Consider the following 17445-nt stretch of genomic DNA (forward strand, 5'->3'; position numbering starts at 1 on the left):
ACCCGCAACCCGCTGCAGACCCTGCCCCTGACCGAGACCATCCAGCACGAGAGGTTCGACGCGGTCTTCGGCGGCGGCCGCCGCGACGAGGAGAAGGCCCGCGCCAAGGAACGCGTCTTCTCCCTGCGCGACGAGTTCTCCCAGTGGGACCCCCGCCGCCAGCGCCCCGAACTGTGGAACCTCTACAACGGCCGCCACGCCCCCGGCGAACACGTCCGCGTCTTCCCCCTGTCCAACTGGACCGAACTGGACGTGTGGCAGTACATCGCCCGCGAACACATCGACCTGCCCGCCATCTACTTCGCCCACCACCGCGAGGTCTTCCAACGCGACGGCATGTGGCTGACCGCCGGCGCCTGGGGCGGCCCGGGCGACGGCGAGCGCGTCGAGACACGCCTGGTGCGCTACCGCACCGTCGGCGACATGTCCTGCACCGGCGCCGTCGACTCCGACGCCACCACCCTGGACGCCGTCATCGCCGAGATCGCCGCCTCCCGCCTCACCGAACGCGGCGCCACCCGCGCCGACGACAAACTCTCCGAGGCCGCGATGGAAGACCGCAAGCGCGAGGGGTACTTCTAGACATGACCAGCACCACCGGCCCCACCCAGCCGCTGCCGGCCGAGCAGCTGTCCGCCACGACCCTGCTGCGCTTCGCCACCGCGGGCTCCGTCGACGACGGCAAGTCCACCCTCGTCGGCCGGCTGCTGCACGACTCCAAGTCGGTCCTGGCCGACCAGCTCGAAGCCGTGCAACGCGCCTCCGCGAGCCGCGGCCAGGACGCACCCGACCTCGCCCTGCTGACCGACGGCCTGCGCGCCGAACGCGAACAGGGCATCACCATCGACGTGGCCTACCGCTACTTCGCCACACCACGGCGCCGCTTCATCCTGGCCGACACCCCCGGCCACGTGCAGTACACCCGCAACATGGTCACCGGCGCCTCCACCGCCGAACTGACGGTGATCCTCGTCGACGCCCGCAACGGCGTCGTCGAACAGACCCGCCGCCACGCCGCCATCGCCGCCCTCCTGCGCGTCCCCCACGTCGTCCTCGCCGTCAACAAGATGGACCTCGTCGACTACGAGGAGCCGGTCTTCGCGGCGATCGCCGAGGAGTTCACGGCGTACGCGACCGAGCTGGGCATCCCCGAGATCACCGCGATCCCGATCTCCGCGCTGGCCGGCGACAACGTGGTGGAGCCCTCCGCCACCATGGACTGGTACGGCGGCCCGACCGTCCTCGAGCACCTGGAGACGGTGCCGGTCAGCCACGACCTCGCCACCTGCCACGCGCGCCTGCCCGTGCAGTACGTGATCCGCCCGCGGACCGCCGAGCACCCCGACTACCGCGGCTACGCGGGCCAGATCGCGGCCGGCGCCTTCCGCGTCGGCGAGGAGGTCACCGTGCTGCCCTCGGGCCGCACCTCGCGGATCTCCGGGATCGACCTGCTGGGCGAGCCCGTCGACGTGGCCTGGACGAGCCAGTCGGTGACCCTCCTGCTGGAGGACGACATCGACATCTCGCGCGGCGACCTGATCGTGCCGTCCGCGGACGCGCCCGCGACGACGCAGGACATCGAGGCGACCGTCTGCCACGTCGCCGACGCGCCGCTGACCGTGGGCCACCGGGTGCTGCTCAAGCACGGCACCCGCACGGTCAAGGCCCTCGTCAAGGACATCCCCTCCCGGCTGACCCTCGACGACCTGTCGCTGCACCCGCACCCGGGCCGCCTGGTCGCCAACGACATCGGCCGGGTGAAGATCCGTGCCGCCGAGCCGCTGCCGGTCGACTCCTACGCGGACTCGCGGCGCACCGGTTCCTTCATCCTGATCGACCCCGCCGACGGCACCACGCTGACCGCGGGCATGGTCGGCGAGTCCTTCGCCGCTCCGGAGCCGGTCAGGGCGGAGACGGACGACGACGGGTGGGACTTCTGACCATGTCGGCCCTCACGGAGGTCTTCTCCACGTTCGCCAAGGAGGGCGGACGGGTGGGCAGCGGTGCCCTCGGCAGCGGGCAGGGCGGGGTGGCGCGATGTGTGCGCTGACGTACGCGCACTGCCCGCGCGCCCGCACCCCCCACGCAGTGAGACGAAGACCTGCCGACCTCCCGGCCACGACCTGAGAGACCGTGACCGCCGGGCCAACGAGAGGAACACCTCCCGTGCCTGCCACCTCCCGCTCCACAGCCCTGCGCCGCGGCCTCGCGGCGCTGGCCGCGCTCCCCCTGCTGGCGCCGGCCGCCTGCGGTTACGGCTCCGCGAACGACGACGAGGACACCACGTCGAACGTCTCCGCGGGCGCCGAGAAGATCGACGGCCTCGACTCCGTCAAGATCGGCTACTTCGGCAACCTGACGCACGCGACCGCGCTGGTCGGCAACCAGAAGGGCTTCTTCCAGAAGGAGCTCGGCGGCACGCGGGCCAAGTACTCCGTCTTCAACGCGGGCCCCTCCGAGATCGAGGCGCTGAACGCCGGTTCCATCGACATCGGCTGGATCGGCCCCTCCCCGGCGATCAACGGCTACACCAAGTCGGACGGCAAGAGCCTGCGCATCGTCAGCGGCTCGGCGTCCGGCGGCGTGAAGCTCGTGGTCGACCCGAAGAAGATCAAGTCCCTGGACGGCGTCAAGGGCAAGAAGATCGCCACCCCGCAGCTGGGCAACACGCAGGACGTGGCGTTCCTCAACTGGATCGCGGAGCGCGGCTGGAAGGTCGACGCGGAGAGCGGCAAGGGCGACGTCTCCGTCGTCCGCACCGACAACAAGATCACCCCGGACGCCTACAGGTCCGGCTCGATCGACGGCGCCTGGGTGCCGGAGCCGACCGCGTCCAAGCTGGTCGCCGAGGGCGCGAAGGTGCTGCTCGACGAGGCGGACCTGTGGCCGGACAAGAAGTTCGTGATCACGAACGTCATCGTGTCGCAGAAGTTCCTGAAGGAGCACCCGAAGGCCGTCGAGGCCGTGCTCAGGGCGTCGGTGAGGACCAACGCCTGGATCAACGACAACCCCGACGAGGCCAAGGCCGCGGCCAACGAGCAGCTGAGGAAGGACTCCGGCAAGGCCCTGCCGGACAAGGTCCTCGACCCGGCGTGGGAGTCCATCCGCATCACCGACGACCCGCTGGCCGCCACCCTCGACGCCGAGGCGGAGCACGCGGTCCAGGCCGGTCTGCTGGAGAAGCCCGACCTGAAGGGCATCTACGACCTCACGCCGCTCAACAAGATCCTCGAGGACGAGGGCGGCGCGACGGTCGACGACGCCGGGCTCGGCGCGAAGTAGCACCGACCGTCCCCCGACCGACACGAAGACGACCACGAGTCCCCAGGAGGTGACGACCATGGCCACCGCGCTCGCCAAGGCCGCCGACGGCACCGCGGCCGTGGAGCACGCCGCGCGCATCGAGCACGTCTCGAAGTCCTTCGCCGGCCCCACCGGGCGGCAGCTCGTCCTCGACGACATCACCCTCGATGTCGCGCCGGGCGAGTTCGTCACCCTCCTGGGGGCCTCCGGCTGCGGCAAGTCCACGCTGCTCAACCTGGTCGCGGGCCTGGACGCCCCGACCGCGGGCAGCATCACGACCGACGGCCGGCCGGCGCTGATGTTCCAGGAGCACGCGCTCTTCCCGTGGCTGACCGCCGGCAAGAACATCGAGCTGGCCCTGAGGCTGCGGGGCGTGCCCAAGTCCGAGCGCCGCGCCCGGGCGGAGGAACTGCTCGAACTGGTGCGGCTCGGCGGCGCGTACGGCAAGCGCGTGCACGAGCTGTCCGGCGGCATGCGGCAGCGGGTCGCGATGGCCCGCGCGCTGGCGCAGGACAGCGGGCTGCTGCTGATGGACGAGCCGTTCGCGGCGCTCGACGCCATCACGCGGGACGTGCTGCACGACGAGCTGACCCGCATCTGGCGCGAGACGAACCTGTCCGTCCTCTTCGTGACGCACAACGTGCGCGAGGCCGTGCGGCTCGCCCAGCGCGTCGTGCTGCTGTCCTCCCGCCCCGGGCGGATCGCGCACGAGTGGACGGTGGACATCCCGCATCCGCGCCGCATCGAGGACACCGCCGTGGCGGAACTGTCCGTAGAGATCACCGAACAACTCCGTGGGGAGATCCGCCGCCATGGCCAGCACTGACACCACGACGGCCGTCGAGGCGGGCGCGGCCGGGCCCGGCAAGGCGGGCGACCTCGCCGGCCTGGAGGCCGGGCTCGACGCGCTGGAGACCGTGCAGCCGGGCCGTCCTCCGCTGCGCGAGACCCTCGTCCGCAAGGTCCTGCCGCCGGTGACCGCCGTCGTGCTGGTCCTGGTGGTGTGGCAGGCGCTGGTCTCCTTCGGCGTCGTCGACGACCCGACCAAGCTGCCCACGCCGGCCGACGTGTGGGGCGAGATCGAGGACGCCTGGCTGCAGGGCACGCTGCTCGGCTACATCTGGACCAGCGTCTCGCGCGGCCTGCTCGGGTTCCTGCTCGCGCTGGTGATCGGCACCCCGCTGGGGCTGCTGGTGGCGCGGGTGCGGTTCGTGCGCGCGGCGATCGGCCCGATCCTGTCCGGGCTGCAGTCGCTGCCGTCGGTGGCCTGGGTGCCGCCCGCGGTGATCTGGCTGGGTCTGAACGACTCGATGATGTACGCGGTCATCCTGCTCGGCGCGGTCCCGTCGATCGCCAACGGCCTGGTCTCCGGCGTCGACCAGGTGCCGCCGCTGTTCCTGCGCGCGGGCCGCACGCTCGGCGCCACCGGGCTGCGCGGCACCTGGCACATCGTGATGCCGGCCGCCCTGCCGGGCTACCTGGCGGGCCTGAAGCAGGGCTGGGCGTTCTCCTGGCGCTCGCTGATGGCCGCCGAGATCATCGCCTCCTCGCCCGACCTGGGCGTGGGCCTCGGCCAGCTGCTGGAGAACGGCCGCAACACCAGTTCCATGTCGATGGTCTTCCTCGCCATCTTCCTCATCCTGATCGTCGGCATCGCCATCGACCTGCTGATCTTCAGTCCGCTGGAGCGGTGGGTGCTGCGCAGCCGCGGCCTGCTGGTGAAGAGCTGATTCCCATGCGTGATCCGGTCCTCCTCCTCGTCGCCCACGGCAGCCGCGACCCGCGGCACGCCGCGACCGTGCACGCCCTGGTGCGCCGGGTGCGCGCCCTGCGGCCCGGTCTGCGCGTGGAGACCGGCTTCCTGGACTTCAACGTCCCCTCCGTGGGCGCCGTCCTGGAGTCCCTGGCAGCGGAGGGCGTGCGCGACGTCGTCGCCCTCCCGCTGCTGCTCACCCGCGCCTTCCACGCCAAGTCGGACATCCCGGCGGTGCTGCGCGAGGCGCCGCCGCGGCTGCGGGTGCGCCAGGCCGAGGTCCTCGGCCCGTCGCCGCTGCTGACGGCGGCGCTGGAACGGCGCCTGTACGAGGCCGGGCTCACCCCCGGCGACAAGCCCTCGACCGGGGTCGTGCTGGCCTCGGCGGGGTCCACCGACCCGGAGGCGATCGCAGTGATCGCAGAAATCGCGCGGGAGTGGCGGCACACCGGTTGGTGCGCCGTGCGGCCTGCGTTCGCCTCCGCATCCCTTCCCCGCACCGAGGACGCCGTGCGCGAACTGCGCGCCCTCGGCTGCGAGCGGGTGGCCGTCGCCCCGTACGTCCTGGCCCCCGGCCGGCTGCCGGACCGCATCGCGGCCGGCGCGGCCGGGGCGGACGTCCTGGCCGGCGTCCTGGGTCCCGCGCCCGAGGTGGCCCGGGTGCTGCTGGAGCGGTACGACGGGGCGCGGCGGCCGGCACTGGCGGCGCTGGGCGCCTAACGGCCGGTGGCCGGTGCCGTGACCGGAGAGGCCCACCGGCTCGCGACGCCCGGCACGGCACTTCCCCAGCTCTTCGAGCAGGGGGACCCCCACGCCGCGTTGCCGGAGCCACCCGGGTACGTCCGGTACGAGGGCGGCCCTCCGCCTCGCGGCGCACCGCACCGGACGCCGCGAGCCCACGGCAGACCCTTCCGGTCACGTCACTGGCCGCGTGCCGCGGTGGTCCGCGGGTCCCGTCCGCTGAGGGCCAGCGCCCGGTCGAACACGGGGGCGTCGTCCGGGACCGGCACCGGGTCGGCGAAGCCGTCGTACTTCCGGTAGAGCTCGCCGTGCTCCCGGACCACGTCCAGGACGAGCCGGGCGGCGTCCTCGGACACCTCGTACCGCTGTCCCGTCGCCACCGCGACGTCCCAGCCGTGCACCGCCATCTCCTTGATGACCATGCAGGCGAGGTCGCGGGCGGGGAAGGGGCCCATGCCGAGGTCGATGTCGCCCTCCCACACCGCCGGGTCCGCCCAGGCGGCGACCGCGCGGTCGAGCTGCGCGGCGTAGGCCCGCGCCCAGTCCGGGTCCGCGGTGAAGTCGCGGGCCGTCAGCTCGTCCGGCAGCGGCGTGCGCGAGGCGCGGTGCTCCAGGCCGTACGCGGTGTAGAGAACCCAGTGGTTCACCAGGGCCCGGACGTCCCAGCCGGGGCAGTGGGTGGGGTCGGCGAGGCGCTCCGCCGGGACGCCGCGGGCGACGCGCGCCGCCTCGGCGGCGCACTCGCCCATGTACGCGTGCAGTTCCTCGGTCGTGTGCCGGTGCTGGTGCCGTTCGTGAGTGCTCATGCACCGCACGCTAGGGACGGGCGGCCCCGGGCTCTTGAACAAACGCGACAGCCTCGTCGGCCAGGCGCGCCAGCTCGGCGACGGGCAGCGAGCCGGCCGCCCGGCGCTCGCGCGCGAAGGTGTTCGCCAGCCGCCGGAGCAGGTCGTTCAGCGGGGTCGGCACGCCGTGCAGCCGGCCCAGCAGGCAGATCTCGCCGTTGAGGTAGTCGGCCTCGATGGTGCCGGTGCCCCGGCTCAGGGACTGCCAGGAGGAGCCGCCGCCGCGCGCCACGCCGTCCGGCGGCCGCAGTCTCACCTTGTCGCCGCGCACCGCCCTCTGCTCGTCCCCGCCGGCGTACGGCAGGCCCGCCGCGGTGAGGACCGCCTCGCCCTCCGCGCGGACCCTGCGGTACAGCGCCCGCCCCTCGTCGCCGTCGATCACTCCGCTGACCGCCTCGACGGCGTTGGCGAGGTTGTCGAGGAGCTTGGCGTACTGCCAGCGCGTCACGTCGGCCACGACCGGCGCCTCGAAGCGGGACTCCTCCAGGTCGGCGGCGATGCGGCGGGCGGTGTCGTCGGTGCCGGACGGGTAGCGGCCGAGGTGCAGGAGGCCGGTGAGCGGAGCGCCCGCGGCGGAGACCACGCCCGGTTCGACGAACGTGGCGGGCAGCCAGACGCACACGCCGTACACGCGGGAGAAGCGGCGCAGCGCGATGCGCTGGCTCTCCACCCCGTTCTGCGCGCAGACCAGGGGCAGCCGTTCGGCGGCGGTGCCGCCGCCCTCGACCGGTGCGGGGCCCCAGGCGTCCAGCGCCGCCACGCTGTCCTGGGTCTTGACCGCGAGGACGAGCACGTCGTCCTCGCGCAGCGTGCCGAGGGCGGCCGGGCCGTCGACCGCCGGCAGGCGGTGGACGTGCGTGCCGTCGGGGGTCACCAGGCGCAGTCCGTGCGTGCGCAGGGCCTCGTACTGGGCGCCGCGAGCGACGAGGACCACCTCGCGCCCGGCCCCGGCGAGCCGCCCGCCCACGGCACCGCCGACCGCCCCTGCTCCGATGATGATGTAGCGCATGCCCCGAGCCTCGCACAGGGGGATCATGCGGCGGGGGCGGGGTGGGGCCGTCGCGAGCCCCTGCCGCCGACGTCCCGTCAGGAGCCCTCCGGCGCGGACGGCGTGCCCTGGTGGAAGTAGAGCAGCCACTCCCCCGCCGCCCGCCGCCACAGCGAGCTGCGGTGGGCGCGGCGGCCGTCGTGCTCGGTGTCGAAGGTGAGGTGCACCAGGTCGGGGGCGAGCCGGACGCCGCGCATCCCCGAGACGGCGACCGGGGCCCCGGCGCCGGTCTCCGCGGCCAGGGAGGCGATGACCGACGGACGGTCCCAGAGCCGCCCCGAGGCGCCGATCTCGTGGAAGCCGGGGTGCAGCAGCGCGTCCACGAGCCCGGGCGAACGGCGCACCTCGGGGTCGAGCAGCCGCAGTTCGCGCTCGACGGCCGCGGCGACGGCGGGGTCACCGGCGAGGGAGAAGTCAGCCACGGGTCAGTTCCGCGAGTTTCACGGCGGTGTTCCAGTTGCGGGTGGTGGCGACGGTGTTGCGCAGCAGCCGGGGGCGGGAGAGGGCATCGGCGAGCTTCGAGCGGCCGAGGCCGTCGGGGGCGTACAGGTAGAGCACGCGGTCGCCGAGGCGGAACTCCTCGGGCAGGAAGGACTCGCGGTCGAGGGAGGCGAACCGCTCCGGGCCGACCGGCTCGGAGAAGTAGACGGCGTGCAACTGCCTGCCCTCCAGCTCGGCGGCCGGAAAGGGACAGTCGTCGACGACCGAGGCCAGGTAGGTGTGATCGCGTACGAGGACGTCGACGGCGAAGCCGAAGCGCTCCCCGACCGCCCCGGCGAGCTCGGCGGCGAGCGCCTCCTCGCCGTCGTCGCGGCCGGTGGTGAAGACGGCGTTGCCGCTCTGCAGGTGCGTGCGCACACCGCCGTGGCCGAGGCCCCGCAGCACCTCCCTCAACCCGGCCATCGGGACCTTCCTCCTGCCCCCCACGTTGACGCCGCGCAGCAGCGCCCCGTACGTCGTCGTCATGCGCACACCCTAGAGCGGCGGTCCTCCGGCGGAGCGTACGGGGCCGGGGTGCGCGCCCCGGCCCCGTCGTGCGTGCCCCTCGGGGATCAGGCCGCCTCGGCCACGGTCTCCCGGTCGAAGGAGTCGAGCGTGCGGGTGAAGGGGCGCGTGGACAGCAGCGGCTTGTGGATGACGGCGAGTTCGACGACCAGCGGCAGGGCGCCGGAGACGATCGTCGCCTCGGTCACCGCGTCCAGGAGCGGGCCGACGATGAAGACGCCCGTCCGGAACTCGACGCCGCTTCCGAGGCGGGCGCGGCCGGTGCGGCCCTCGCGGCGGGCGCGGGCTGCGGCGCCGCATCCGGTCCGGCCGCCGCCTCCACGACGCTGCGGGAACGCGTGGTCCGCGCAGCGTGACCCGGACGGCCGCGCGGGCCCCGCCCCGCGCCCTCAGCCGCGCAGCTCCGCCTCGATGAGGTCGGCCGCCCGGCGCGTGCCGCCCTCCTCGGCCATCTGCGCCCGGATCGCGGCCAGCCGGCGCGCCACCTCGGGGTCGCCGGCCAGGGCCAGCACCGCCTCCCGGAGGGTCTCGGCGCTCGCCTCCTCCATCGGCACGTGGCGGGCGACGCCGAGCGCCTGGAGCATGTCCGCGTTCCCGAACTGGTCCACGGCCTGGGGCACGGCGACCATCGGCGTGGCCGTGGCGAGGCCCTCCTGGCTGCCGCCGGCGCCCGCGTGCGTGATGAACGCGTCGGCCTGCTTGAGGATCGCGAGCTGCGGCACCCAGTCGCGCACCTCCACGTTGGCCGGTACGTCGCCCAGTTCGGCCGGGTCGACGCGTTTGCCGATCTGCAGCACCATGTGCCAGCCGGGCAGGTCGCCGAAGGCCTTGACGCACTCGCGGTAGAAGCCGGGCTGCTTGGTGAAGGCCGAGCCGAGCGACACGAGCAGCACCTTCTCGGCGCCGGCGGGACGCCGCCAGTCCCCCTCGGCCGTACGGTCGCCCTGACAGGCGCCGACGAAGGTGTACACGCGTCCGTCGACCCGGTCGGCGTTCGGCTGGAGCGCCCTGGGGACGAGGACGAGGGAGCGGCCGGGGCGGCCGTAGAAGTCGTCGGGGTCCTCGGTGATCCCGTTCTCCTCCAGCCAGGCGCGGAAGCGGGCGAAGTACGCCTTGCCGCGCTCGGTCCGCTTCGGCTCCCGCCACATCGGCTCGGCGACCTCCTCCTCGTACCCCTCCCAGGCGACCATGTGCGTCGAGAGGGAGATCGCCCCGACGCCCCAGCGGCGGGCGAGGACGGCGCCCGGATAGGAGGTGGTGTCGTACAGCACGAGGTCCGGTTCGTCGCCCTCGTACGCCTCGATCAGCTGGGGAAGGGCCTGGATCGCGTCGTCCAGGAAGGGCTCCACGTTGTCTAGGAGCGTGTCCCCCCAGTCCTCGGGGTCGGCGTCCGGGGCGGGCAGCGTCGAGTTCCAGAGCTTGAGCTCCGCGCCGGTCTCCGCGACCTTGTCCGCGAGCGCGGGCGGGATCGCGTACGTCACCCGGTGCCCGCGCGCGACCAGCTCGCGGACCACTTCGAGGTGGGGGTTCACGTGCCCGTGGGCGGCGATGGAGAACATGGCGATGTGCGCGGGACGGTGTGAGGTCATGCCGTCATCCTGTACGAGACGTTTCGTCTCGCGCAAACGGGTTTTCCCCGGGCGGCACGGTGCGGTGCGGCACGGTCCGCGCCGCACCGCGTTCAGCGCTGGTAGCGCGCCAGCACCAGGTTGCCGTCATCCTCCAGGCGCCTGCGCAGCTCACCGAGGCCGATCGCGCCGCTGTAGTACTCCTGGAACGCGGGGGTGGCGATCTTGTCCTTCCACTCCGGGTAGCCGCGTACGGACTGCGCGGGCGCCGGGCGCAGGTGCCCGGCGAGCGCGGTGCCCGTCGCCCAGCCGTCCTCGTCGGTGTGCAGCGCCGGGTCGCGCAGCGCCTCGGTGCCCGTGGGCAGCATCCAGTCGCCGAGCGCCAGGCGGACCATGTTCGCGGGCCGCAGCAGGAAGTCGAGGAAGGCGGCCGCCTCCTCCTTGTGCGGGCTGTCCTCGGCGATCGACAGCGTCTGCGGGCTGACGCCCTGGCTGAGCCCGGCGGCGCCCGCCGGGGCGGGCAGGACCTGCCACTCGAAGCCCTCGGGCGCCTGCTGGACGATCTGCTGGCGGTAGGAGAAGCCGAGCGGGACCATCGCGTACCTCCCGGCGAAGAAGCCGGGCAGCGTGTCGGAGCCGCCGCTGCCGAGCGTCGTGCGCGAGGCGCTGCCGTCCGTGCCGGTCTGGGCCCGGATCGTCTCCGGCACCACCTGGTCGGCCGGGCCGAAGCGGATGCGCGCCCTGCCGTCCGCGTCCCGGTGGAAGAGGCGCCCGCCGGCCGAGAGGGAGAGGTTCAGCGTGGCGGAGACCGGCTCCTTGAGCGGCCAGGCGACACCGTGGACGCCGTCGCCGCTGAGCCTCCTGGTGACGCGCCGGAACTCCTCCCACGTCCAGGGCTCCGCCACCGTCGGGACGCGGACGTCCGCCGCGCGCAGCAGGGCGGTGTTGGCGATCAGTACGCGCGGCTCCTGGAGGAAGGGCACGCCGTAGACGCCGTCCCCGAAGGTCGCCGTACGCCAGGTGCGCTCCGGGATGTCCGCCGTCAGCCGCTCGGACAGCAGGCCGCGCAGATCGGCCAGGTAACCGCCGTACGCGAAGTCGGCCAGGTCGTCCGAGGCGTCGTGGATCACGTCCGGCGCCTCGCCGCCCTCGAAGGAGGTGAGCAGCTGGTCGTGCACGCTGTCCCAGCTGCCCTGCACGTACTCCACGCGGACGTCCGGGTGCGCGGCGTTCCACTCCGCCACCAGCTCCTCGGTGGCCGCCACCGACTCCTGCTGCCAGGCCAGGGACTGGAAGCGGAGCGTGACCCGGCCGTCGTCCGCCTCCCCGCCGCCGGAGCAGGCGGTCAGCAGCGTGCCGAGGAGCGCGAGGACCGCGCAGAGCACCGGCGTCCTGGCGCGCATCAGCTCTTCACCGCCCCGGCGAGCAGTCCGCTCGTGATCCGTCTCTGGACGATCGCGAAGACCACCAGCGACGGCAGGGTGGCGAGGAGGGCGGCGGCGGCCAGCGGCCCCAGGTCGGCCACCCCCTCCGCCCCGACGAAGTGGGTGAGCACGACCGGCAGGGTCTGCTTCTGCGGGGTCTTGAGCAGCACGAGGGCGAAGAAGAACTCGTTCCAGGCGCTGATGAACGCGAACAGTCCCGTCGCCACGACGCCCGGCGCGAGCAGCGGCGCCGTGACCGACACCAGCGTCCGCAGCCGGCCGGCCCCGTCGACCGCGGCGGCCTCCTCCAGCTCCGCGGGCACGGCCCGGACGTAGCCGGCGAGCATCCACAGCGCGAAGGGCAGCGCCCACACCACGTACACCATGACCAGGCCGGGGACGGAGTCGACCAGCCGCAGGTTCTTCAGGACCAGGAACAGCGGGATGATCACCAGGACGAACGGGAAGGCCTGGCCGACCACCACCCAGCCGGTGGCCGCCCGGGAGAGCCGGGTGCGCAGCCGCGCCGTCACGTACGCCGCCGGGGTCGCGACCAGTACGGCGATCACGGCGGCGCCGGCCGCGACGGCCAGGGAGTTGAGCGCGGCGTGCAGCAGGGGCTGCTCGTCGAAGGCCTGCCGGAAGTTGGCGAGCGTCGGGTCCTTCGGGATCCAGGTGGGGTGCAGGCTCGCCAGCTCGCGCGGCGGCTTGAAGGCCGTGGAGAGGAGCCAGAGGAAGGGGAAGGCGAGGAAGAGGAGGTAGGCGAGCAGCGCGGCGTACTGTCCGCCGCGGGCGGCTCTCCCCGGTCGCAGGTTCACGCGCCCGCCCTTCCCGGCCGCGGGCCCGCGCGTCCCGCCCTCTCCGGTCGCAGGTTCATGCGTCCTGGCCTCCCCTCAGCCGGCCGGCGAGGAAGCAGGCGAGGACGACCGAGATCACGGCGACCATCACGCAGCCCATCGCGGCCGCGTAGCCGTACTGGCCGTAGCGGAACGCCTCCTCGTAGGCGAAGAGCATCGGCAGCCGCGTACGGCCGCCGGGACCGCCGCTGGTCAGGACGTAGACCAGGGCGAAGGAGTTGAAGTTCCAGATGAGGTTGAGCGCGGTGACGGCCAGGGCGACCGGTCTGAGGGCGGGCCAGGTGACCGCGCGGAAGCGGCGCCAGGCGCCCGCGCCGTCCATCGCGGCGGCCTCGTGCAGTTCGCGAGGGGTGTTCTGGAGTCCGGCGAGCAGGGTCACCGTCGTCTGCGGCATGCCCGCCCAGACGCCGACGACGATCACCGCGGGCAGGGCGGTGGCCAGTCCGCTCAGCCAGTCGCGGCCGTCGCCGAGGCCGAGGTCGCGCAGGGTCTCGTTGAGGACGCCCGCGTCCGGGTTGTAGACGAGCCGCCACATGATGCCGACCACGACCTCGGGCATGGCCCAGGGGACGATCGCGAGCGCCCGGGCGAATCCGCGCAGCCGCAGCTCCTGGTTCAGGAGCAGGGCGAGGCCGAGCGCGAGCAGGAACTGGGGCACCGTCACGCCCACCGCCCACAGCAGGCCGATCCGGAACGAGTCCCAGAACAGCGTGTCGTGCAGCAGGTCGCGGAAGTTGAGGGCGCCGATCCACCGGGTGGGCGCCGTACGGCCCGACTGCGCGTCGGTGAAGGCCAGGGCGACGCCGTAGAGCAGCGGGCCGACGCTCAGCACCAGGATCGGGATCAGCGCGGGCAGCACCAGGAACCACGCGCCGCGCTCGGCGGTCCGGCCGCCGCCGGGCCCGTCCGGCGCACGCCGCGCCGACCGCTTCGTCGCGGTCGCCAAGGTCACGGATCGGCTCCTTCGGGCGGCTCGTGGGGGGGCGGCCGTCCGGGCGGCCTCCGTCATGGTGCTGACGGTCCCCCGGCGCGTCAAGGCGTCGCGCACGCCCTTGTCGCGGCTCCGACCAGTGCGAATGCGACACTGGGCCGCGTATGGGGCGCCGTGGGCGGCGCGGACCGCGGCGGGCACGGGAGAAGCGGGAGAGACGCGATGGACGAGGCACGGGCGCGGGCGGTGCTCGCCGGGGCCGGGTACGACCGACAGGCCCCGCTGCTGGCCCTCGGTGAGAACGCCGTGTTCGCGGTCGGCGACGTGGTGGTCAAGGTGGGGCGCGACGCCGAACTCCTCGACCGCGCGCGCCGGGAGCTGGCGGTGGCGGACTGGCTGGCAGGCGAAGGTGTCCCCGCGGTGCGCGCCGCCGAACCCGAGGCGCGGCTCGTGGACGGTCATCCGGTCTCCGCGTGGCGGCGGCTGCCCGACGCCGTGCGGGCGGCCGGTCCGCGCGACCTGGCCGTCCTGCTGCGGGCGGTGCACGCCCTGACCGTCCCCGACGGCCTGCTGCTGCCGCGCCGCGAGCTGCTGGGCGGCGTCGAGCGCTGGCTGCGGCTGGCCGGGGACGCGATCGACCCGGCCGACGCCGCGTACCTGCGCGAGCGCCGCGACGGCTTCGCCGCGGCCGCCGCCGCGCTGGAGCCGCACCTGCCGCCGGGCCCGATCCACGGTGACGCGCTGCCGCGCAACGTGCACGTCGGTCCCCACGGGCCGGTCCTGGTCGACCTGGAGACCTTCTCCGCCGACTTCCGCGAGCACGACCTGGTGGTCATGCTCCTCTCCCGCGACCGCTACGGGCTGCCGCCCGGGTCCTACGCGGACTTCACGGACGCGTACGGCTGGGACGTGCGGGAGTGGGAGGGCTGCGGTGTCCTGCGCGGTGCGCGCGAGACCGCGAGCTGCGCCTGGGTCGCCCAGCACGCGCCGGGCAACCCGAAGGCGCTGGCGGAGTTCGAGCGCCGGGTGGCGTCGCTGCGGGAGGGCGACGAGACGGTGCGGTGGCACCCGTTCTGACCCCCGGCCGCCCCGGTACAACCCCACGGCGGCCCCGGAGGACCGCCGGCCGTCCCGGTCCGGCGCCACGGCGGCCCCGGAGGACGCCCGGCCGCGAAGGGCGTGCGGTGCGGAAGGCGCCCGGCGCCCGGCCCGAAGGGGACTCCGCCCGGAAGGCGCCCGCCTCCAGGGGCGCCCGCCCTCGGCCGGTGAGGGTCCCCGCCGTGGCCGGGGGCGGCCGTCAGACCCGTTCGTCCGCGAGCTCGCGCAGCGGCCACGTGCCGTCCACCACCGCCGTCGCGTCGCCCTTGCGGCGCAGGAAGTCCTGGAAGTCGGCCGCCCACGCGGCGCACCAGCCGATCTGGCGGCGGTGCAGCTCCGCCGGGTCGAGCGCGGCGACCTGCGGGTGGCGGCCGGCTATCGCGCGGGCGAGCCGGGCCGCGGCGAGCGCGTCGGCGGCGGCCTCGTGGGCGGCGTCGAGCACCACGCCGTACTCCGCGCACACCGCTTCGAGGGTGCGCTTGCCGCGCCGGTAGCGGTCCACGGAGCGGTCGATCGCGTACGGGTCGACGACCGGGGCCGGGGCCTCGCCGCCGAGTCTGTCCTGCAGCGACGGCAGGCCGTGCCGCCGCAGCTCCGCCGCGAGCAGGGTCAGGTCGAAGGAGGCGTTGTACGCGACGACCGGCACGCCCGAGCGCCAGGCGGCGGCCAGGGCCGCGGCCATCTCGTCGGCGACCTCGGCGGCGGGCCGGCCCTCGGCCGCAGCCCGCTCGCTGCTGATCCCGTGCACCGCCACCGCGTCCGCCGGTATCTCCACGCCCGGGGCGGCCAGCCACTCCAGCCGCCGCTGCGGCTCCCCGTCGCGGACCTCGATCACCGCGCCCGAGACGATGCGCGCCTCGCGCGGGTCGGTCCCGGTCGTCTCCAGGTCGAAGCCGATCAGCAGCTCCTGGTGCCAGCCCATGGCGGCCCCCTTCTCATGTGGTGCGTTCCCCCATTGGTCACCACCATCGCACGGGCCACTGACAAGCCCGCGCCCGCGTTCCGCCCGTCGGCCGGCACCGCGCACCGCCGTCCGGACGGGCGCCCGGCCGCACACGGCCGCCCCGGACCGCCTCGGGGAGCCGACGGCCCGTCAGGGCGCAAGCCACGGACACCTCTACGGGGCGCCGCCCCCGGGACCGGCTCAGGACCGCCTCAGGACACCGGCCGCGAGTCCGCCCAGGCATGTTCGAACTCCTCCCGGTACGTCTCGAAGAGTCCGCCCTCGCCCGTCTCGTCCGCCTTGAGGACCCGCCCGCCGCCGCGCAGCACGAGCACCGGCGCCTCCATCCCCCGGGAGCGTCGCAGGTAGGACTGCACGACCGCGACGCCGTCGGAGCCGTCCCCGTCCACGAGGTACGCCGTGAAGCGGGGCGTCTCGTCGTAGACCTGGATCTCGAAGGCGCCCGGGTCGCGCAGCCGGGCCCGCACCCGCCGCATGTGCAGGATGTTCATCTCGACCGAGCGGCTCAGCTCGCCGCGCTTGAGCCCCAGCTCGCGCTCGCGCCGCTTCACCGCGCTGGAGGCCGGGTTGAGGAAGAGCAGCCGCACCCGGGTGCCGGCCTCGGCCAGGCGCACCAGGCGCCGCCCGGAGAAGTTCTGCACCAGCAGGTTCAGCCCTATGCCGAGGGCGTCCAGGCGGCGGGCGCCGCCGAAGATGTCCTCGGCCGGGAACTGCCGCAGCAGCCGCACCCGGTCCGGGTGGACGGCGACCACGTCGGCGTACCGGTCGCCGACCAGGTTCTCGACCGCGTCGACGGGCAGGCGCCGCGCGGACGGCACGTCGCCGCCCGCGCCGAGCATCTCCAGCAGGCGCGCGGCGGCCCGTTCGGCCTGTGCGAGGACGGCCTCGGACAGCGCCCGGTTGCGGGAGACGACGTTGCGGGTGACCTCCAGCTCGTCGAGGGCCAGCTCGACCTCGCGCCGGTCGTCGAAGTACGGCTCGAAGCACGGCCAGTGCTGCACCATCAGCTCGCGCAGCTGCGGCAGCGTCAGGAAGCTGATCACGTTGTCGTCGGCCGGGTCGAGCAGATAGCCCTTGCGGCGGCTCACCTCGCGCACGGCGACGGCCCGCTGCACCCACTCCTGGCCCGCCGGACCGGCCGCGGCGACCACCCAGTCGTCCTCGCCGTGCACGGGCTCGTACACGGGCCGCAGCACGGCGCAGACCACCGCGCGCAGCCGCTGCTCGACCAGGTTCAGCCAGATGTAGGCGCGTCCGGCCCGCTGCGCGCGCGTGCGGACCTCCCGCCAGGCGTCGGCGTCCCAGTCCAGCTCCGCCCCGATCTCCATCGGCCGTGCCAGGGACACCGCCCCGGGCGGGGCCTCCGTGGAGTCTCCCTCGTGACCACTGTCACCAGGGGGCAGCTCCAGCCCTCCCGAGCCCACCCGCGCACCGCCTTCCGCTCCCCCGAGCACTGCCCCGCCCAACGATCAAGGAAGGGTACTCCGGGAGCGGCGGACGATGCAGCCGGATGGACAGGTCGTTTCCCAACCACCGCCTTCGGGCCGCCCGTTCCGGCCCGCCGGCCGCCGCGGCGCGGGCGGATCCGGGGCGGTGGCGCCGCGTGGGAGGCCCGGGAATCCCCGCCGGCGGACCGGCACGGGCCGCCGGTCCTCGTCCCGGGCGACGCGGCGGGACCCGGCGTCGGTCCAGGTGGCGTGGTGGACCGGGGTCCGCCCGTCGACCCGCCCGTCGACGGACCGGCCGGTCCCGCTCCCGCAGGTGCGCGGGTCGTCTCTCGCGAACTGTTCGCACTTCCCGTACTCGGTGAAGCAGATGCCGTGCTTCGCGAAGCTCCGGCCGGGGTACTTGGCGGAGGGTCCGGGGACGATCTCGTACGGCCGCGGACGCCCGTCCCTGCCCCTGCCC

18 protein-coding genes are annotated in these 17445 nt (G+C 74.2%); 7 read left to right on the top strand and 11 right to left on the bottom strand.

The window, feature by feature from the left end:
* The 6 genes from cysD to IE271_RS31575 form a co-directional block, all read left to right on the top strand.
* On the top strand, window positions 1–582 hold a 582-nt coding region (gene cysD, locus IE271_RS31550; RefSeq protein WP_190193907.1), incomplete at its 5' end, for a sulfate adenylyltransferase subunit CysD.
* Window positions 583–584: 2 nt separating this feature from the next.
* Entirely contained in the window at window positions 585–1940 is a 1356-nt protein-coding gene (locus tag IE271_RS31555; RefSeq protein WP_190193908.1) for a sulfate adenylyltransferase subunit 1, read from the top strand.
* Window positions 1941–2166: 226 nt separating this feature from the next.
* Window positions 2167–3282: an aliphatic sulfonate ABC transporter substrate-binding protein gene (locus IE271_RS31560; RefSeq protein ID WP_190193909.1), complete on the top strand. Its 1116-nt coding sequence runs from the start codon at window positions 2167–2169 to the stop codon at window positions 3280–3282.
* A gap of 58 nt (window positions 3283–3340) precedes the next feature.
* On the top strand, window positions 3341–4129 hold the full coding sequence (locus IE271_RS31565) for an ABC transporter ATP-binding protein (protein ID WP_190193910.1): 789 nt from the start codon (window positions 3341–3343) through the stop codon (window positions 4127–4129).
* On the top strand, window positions 4116–5033 hold the full coding sequence (locus tag IE271_RS31570) for an ABC transporter permease (protein WP_190193911.1): 918 nt from the start codon (window positions 4116–4118) through the stop codon (window positions 5031–5033). Before IE271_RS31565 ends, IE271_RS31570 begins: the two co-directional genes overlap by 14 nt.
* Window positions 5034–5038: 5 nt before the next feature.
* A complete protein-coding gene (locus IE271_RS31575) occupies window positions 5039–5776 on the top strand; it encodes a sirohydrochlorin chelatase (RefSeq protein ID WP_190193912.1) in 738 nt (245 codons plus the stop codon).
* Between the two features lie 200 nt (window positions 5777–5976).
* Here the strand turns inward: IE271_RS31575 and IE271_RS31580 are convergent, their stop codons facing one another.
* From IE271_RS31580 to IE271_RS31620, 9 genes are all read right to left on the bottom strand, one after another.
* A complete protein-coding gene (locus IE271_RS31580; RefSeq protein WP_190193913.1) occupies window positions 5977–6603 on the bottom strand; it encodes a TIGR03086 family metal-binding protein in 627 nt (208 codons plus the stop codon).
* 10 nt (window positions 6604–6613) lie between these two features.
* Complete coding sequence (locus IE271_RS31585) at window positions 6614–7651, bottom strand: ketopantoate reductase family protein (protein WP_190193914.1); 1038 nt, start codon at window positions 7649–7651, stop codon at window positions 6614–6616.
* Between the two features lie 77 nt (window positions 7652–7728).
* The gene (locus IE271_RS31590) at window positions 7729–8112 is read right to left on the bottom strand and encodes a nuclear transport factor 2 family protein (RefSeq protein WP_190193915.1); all 384 of its coding nucleotides are present in this window, start codon (window positions 8110–8112) and stop codon (window positions 7729–7731) included.
* Window positions 8105–8656, bottom strand: a complete 552-nt coding sequence (locus IE271_RS31595) for a DUF1697 domain-containing protein (RefSeq protein ID WP_190193916.1) — start codon at window positions 8654–8656, stop codon at window positions 8105–8107. The genes IE271_RS31590 and IE271_RS31595 overlap by 8 nt, the downstream gene beginning before the upstream one ends.
* 86 nt (window positions 8657–8742) lie before the next feature.
* Window positions 8743–8883, bottom strand: a complete 141-nt coding sequence (locus IE271_RS31600) for a hypothetical protein (RefSeq protein ID WP_190193917.1) — start codon at window positions 8881–8883, stop codon at window positions 8743–8745.
* A gap of 201 nt (window positions 8884–9084) precedes the next feature.
* A complete protein-coding gene (gene mgt / locus IE271_RS31605) occupies window positions 9085–10284 on the bottom strand; it encodes a macrolide-inactivating glycosyltransferase (RefSeq protein WP_190193918.1) in 1200 nt (399 codons plus the stop codon).
* 92 nt (window positions 10285–10376) lie between these two features.
* Window positions 10377–11666 carry an ABC transporter substrate-binding protein gene (locus IE271_RS31610; protein WP_190193919.1) on the bottom strand — a complete coding sequence of 430 codons (1290 nt, stop codon included), beginning with the start codon at window positions 11664–11666 and terminating at the stop codon, window positions 10377–10379.
* Window positions 11666–12499: a carbohydrate ABC transporter permease gene (locus IE271_RS31615; RefSeq protein ID WP_190193951.1), complete on the bottom strand. Its 834-nt coding sequence runs from the start codon at window positions 12497–12499 to the stop codon at window positions 11666–11668. Before IE271_RS31615 ends, IE271_RS31610 begins: the two co-directional genes overlap by 1 nt.
* A gap of 61 nt (window positions 12500–12560) precedes the next feature.
* On the bottom strand, window positions 12561–13496 hold the full coding sequence (locus IE271_RS31620; protein ID WP_190193920.1) for a carbohydrate ABC transporter permease: 936 nt from the start codon (window positions 13494–13496) through the stop codon (window positions 12561–12563).
* 201 nt (window positions 13497–13697) lie between these two features.
* On the opposite strand from IE271_RS31620, the gene IE271_RS31625 reads away from it, so the two are divergent.
* Window positions 13698–14552 (top strand): phosphotransferase enzyme family protein, encoded by an 855-nt coding sequence (locus IE271_RS31625; protein ID WP_190193921.1) that lies wholly within the window; start codon window positions 13698–13700, stop codon window positions 14550–14552.
* Window positions 14553–14772: 220 nt separating this feature from the next.
* On the opposite strand, the gene IE271_RS31630 is transcribed toward IE271_RS31625, so the two are convergent.
* Together IE271_RS31630 and IE271_RS31635 are read right to left on the bottom strand one after the other, a co-directional pair.
* A complete protein-coding gene (locus tag IE271_RS31630) occupies window positions 14773–15495 on the bottom strand; it encodes a 3'-5' exonuclease (protein WP_190193922.1) in 723 nt (240 codons plus the stop codon).
* 233 nt (window positions 15496–15728) lie between these two features.
* Window positions 15729–16961, bottom strand: a complete 1233-nt coding sequence (locus IE271_RS31635) for a DUF5919 domain-containing protein (RefSeq protein WP_229919678.1) — start codon at window positions 16959–16961, stop codon at window positions 15729–15731.
* Between the last annotated feature and the right edge of the window lie 484 nt (window positions 16962–17445).

It is taken from the genome of Streptomyces minutiscleroticus, from assembly GCF_014650875.1.
Lineage (GTDB): Bacteria > Actinomycetota > Actinomycetes > Streptomycetales > Streptomycetaceae > Streptomyces > Streptomyces minutiscleroticus.

What these genes read in the sequence shown, in the direction of transcription:
- IE271_RS31565 (WP_190193910.1), top strand. Translation starts at nt 3,341, where the DNA reads ATGGCCACCGCGCTCGCCAAGGCCGCCGACGGCACCGCGGCCGTGGAG.
- IE271_RS31625 (WP_190193921.1), top strand. Translation starts at nt 13,698, where the DNA reads ATGGACGAGGCACGGGCGCGGGCGGTGCTCGCCGGGGCCGGGTACGAC.
- IE271_RS31580 (WP_190193913.1), bottom strand. Translation starts at nt 6,603, where the DNA reads ATGAGCACTCACGAACGGCACCAGCACCGGCACACGACCGAGGAACTG.
- IE271_RS31575 (WP_190193912.1), top strand. Translation starts at nt 5,039, where the DNA reads ATGCGTGATCCGGTCCTCCTCCTCGTCGCCCACGGCAGCCGCGACCCG.
- IE271_RS31610 (WP_190193919.1), bottom strand. Translation starts at nt 11,666, where the DNA reads ATGCGCGCCAGGACGCCGGTGCTCTGCGCGGTCCTCGCGCTCCTCGGC.
- IE271_RS31630 (WP_190193922.1), bottom strand. Translation starts at nt 15,495, where the DNA reads ATGGGCTGGCACCAGGAGCTGCTGATCGGCTTCGACCTGGAGACGACC.
- IE271_RS31585 (WP_190193914.1), bottom strand. Translation starts at nt 7,651, where the DNA reads ATGCGCTACATCATCATCGGAGCAGGGGCGGTCGGCGGTGCCGTGGGC.
- IE271_RS31570 (WP_190193911.1), top strand. Translation starts at nt 4,116, where the DNA reads ATGGCCAGCACTGACACCACGACGGCCGTCGAGGCGGGCGCGGCCGGG.
- IE271_RS31555 (WP_190193908.1), top strand. Translation starts at nt 585, where the DNA reads ATGACCAGCACCACCGGCCCCACCCAGCCGCTGCCGGCCGAGCAGCTG.
- IE271_RS31595 (WP_190193916.1), bottom strand. Translation starts at nt 8,656, where the DNA reads ATGACGACGACGTACGGGGCGCTGCTGCGCGGCGTCAACGTGGGGGGC.
- mgt (WP_190193918.1), bottom strand. Translation starts at nt 10,284, where the DNA reads ATGACCTCACACCGTCCCGCGCACATCGCCATGTTCTCCATCGCCGCC.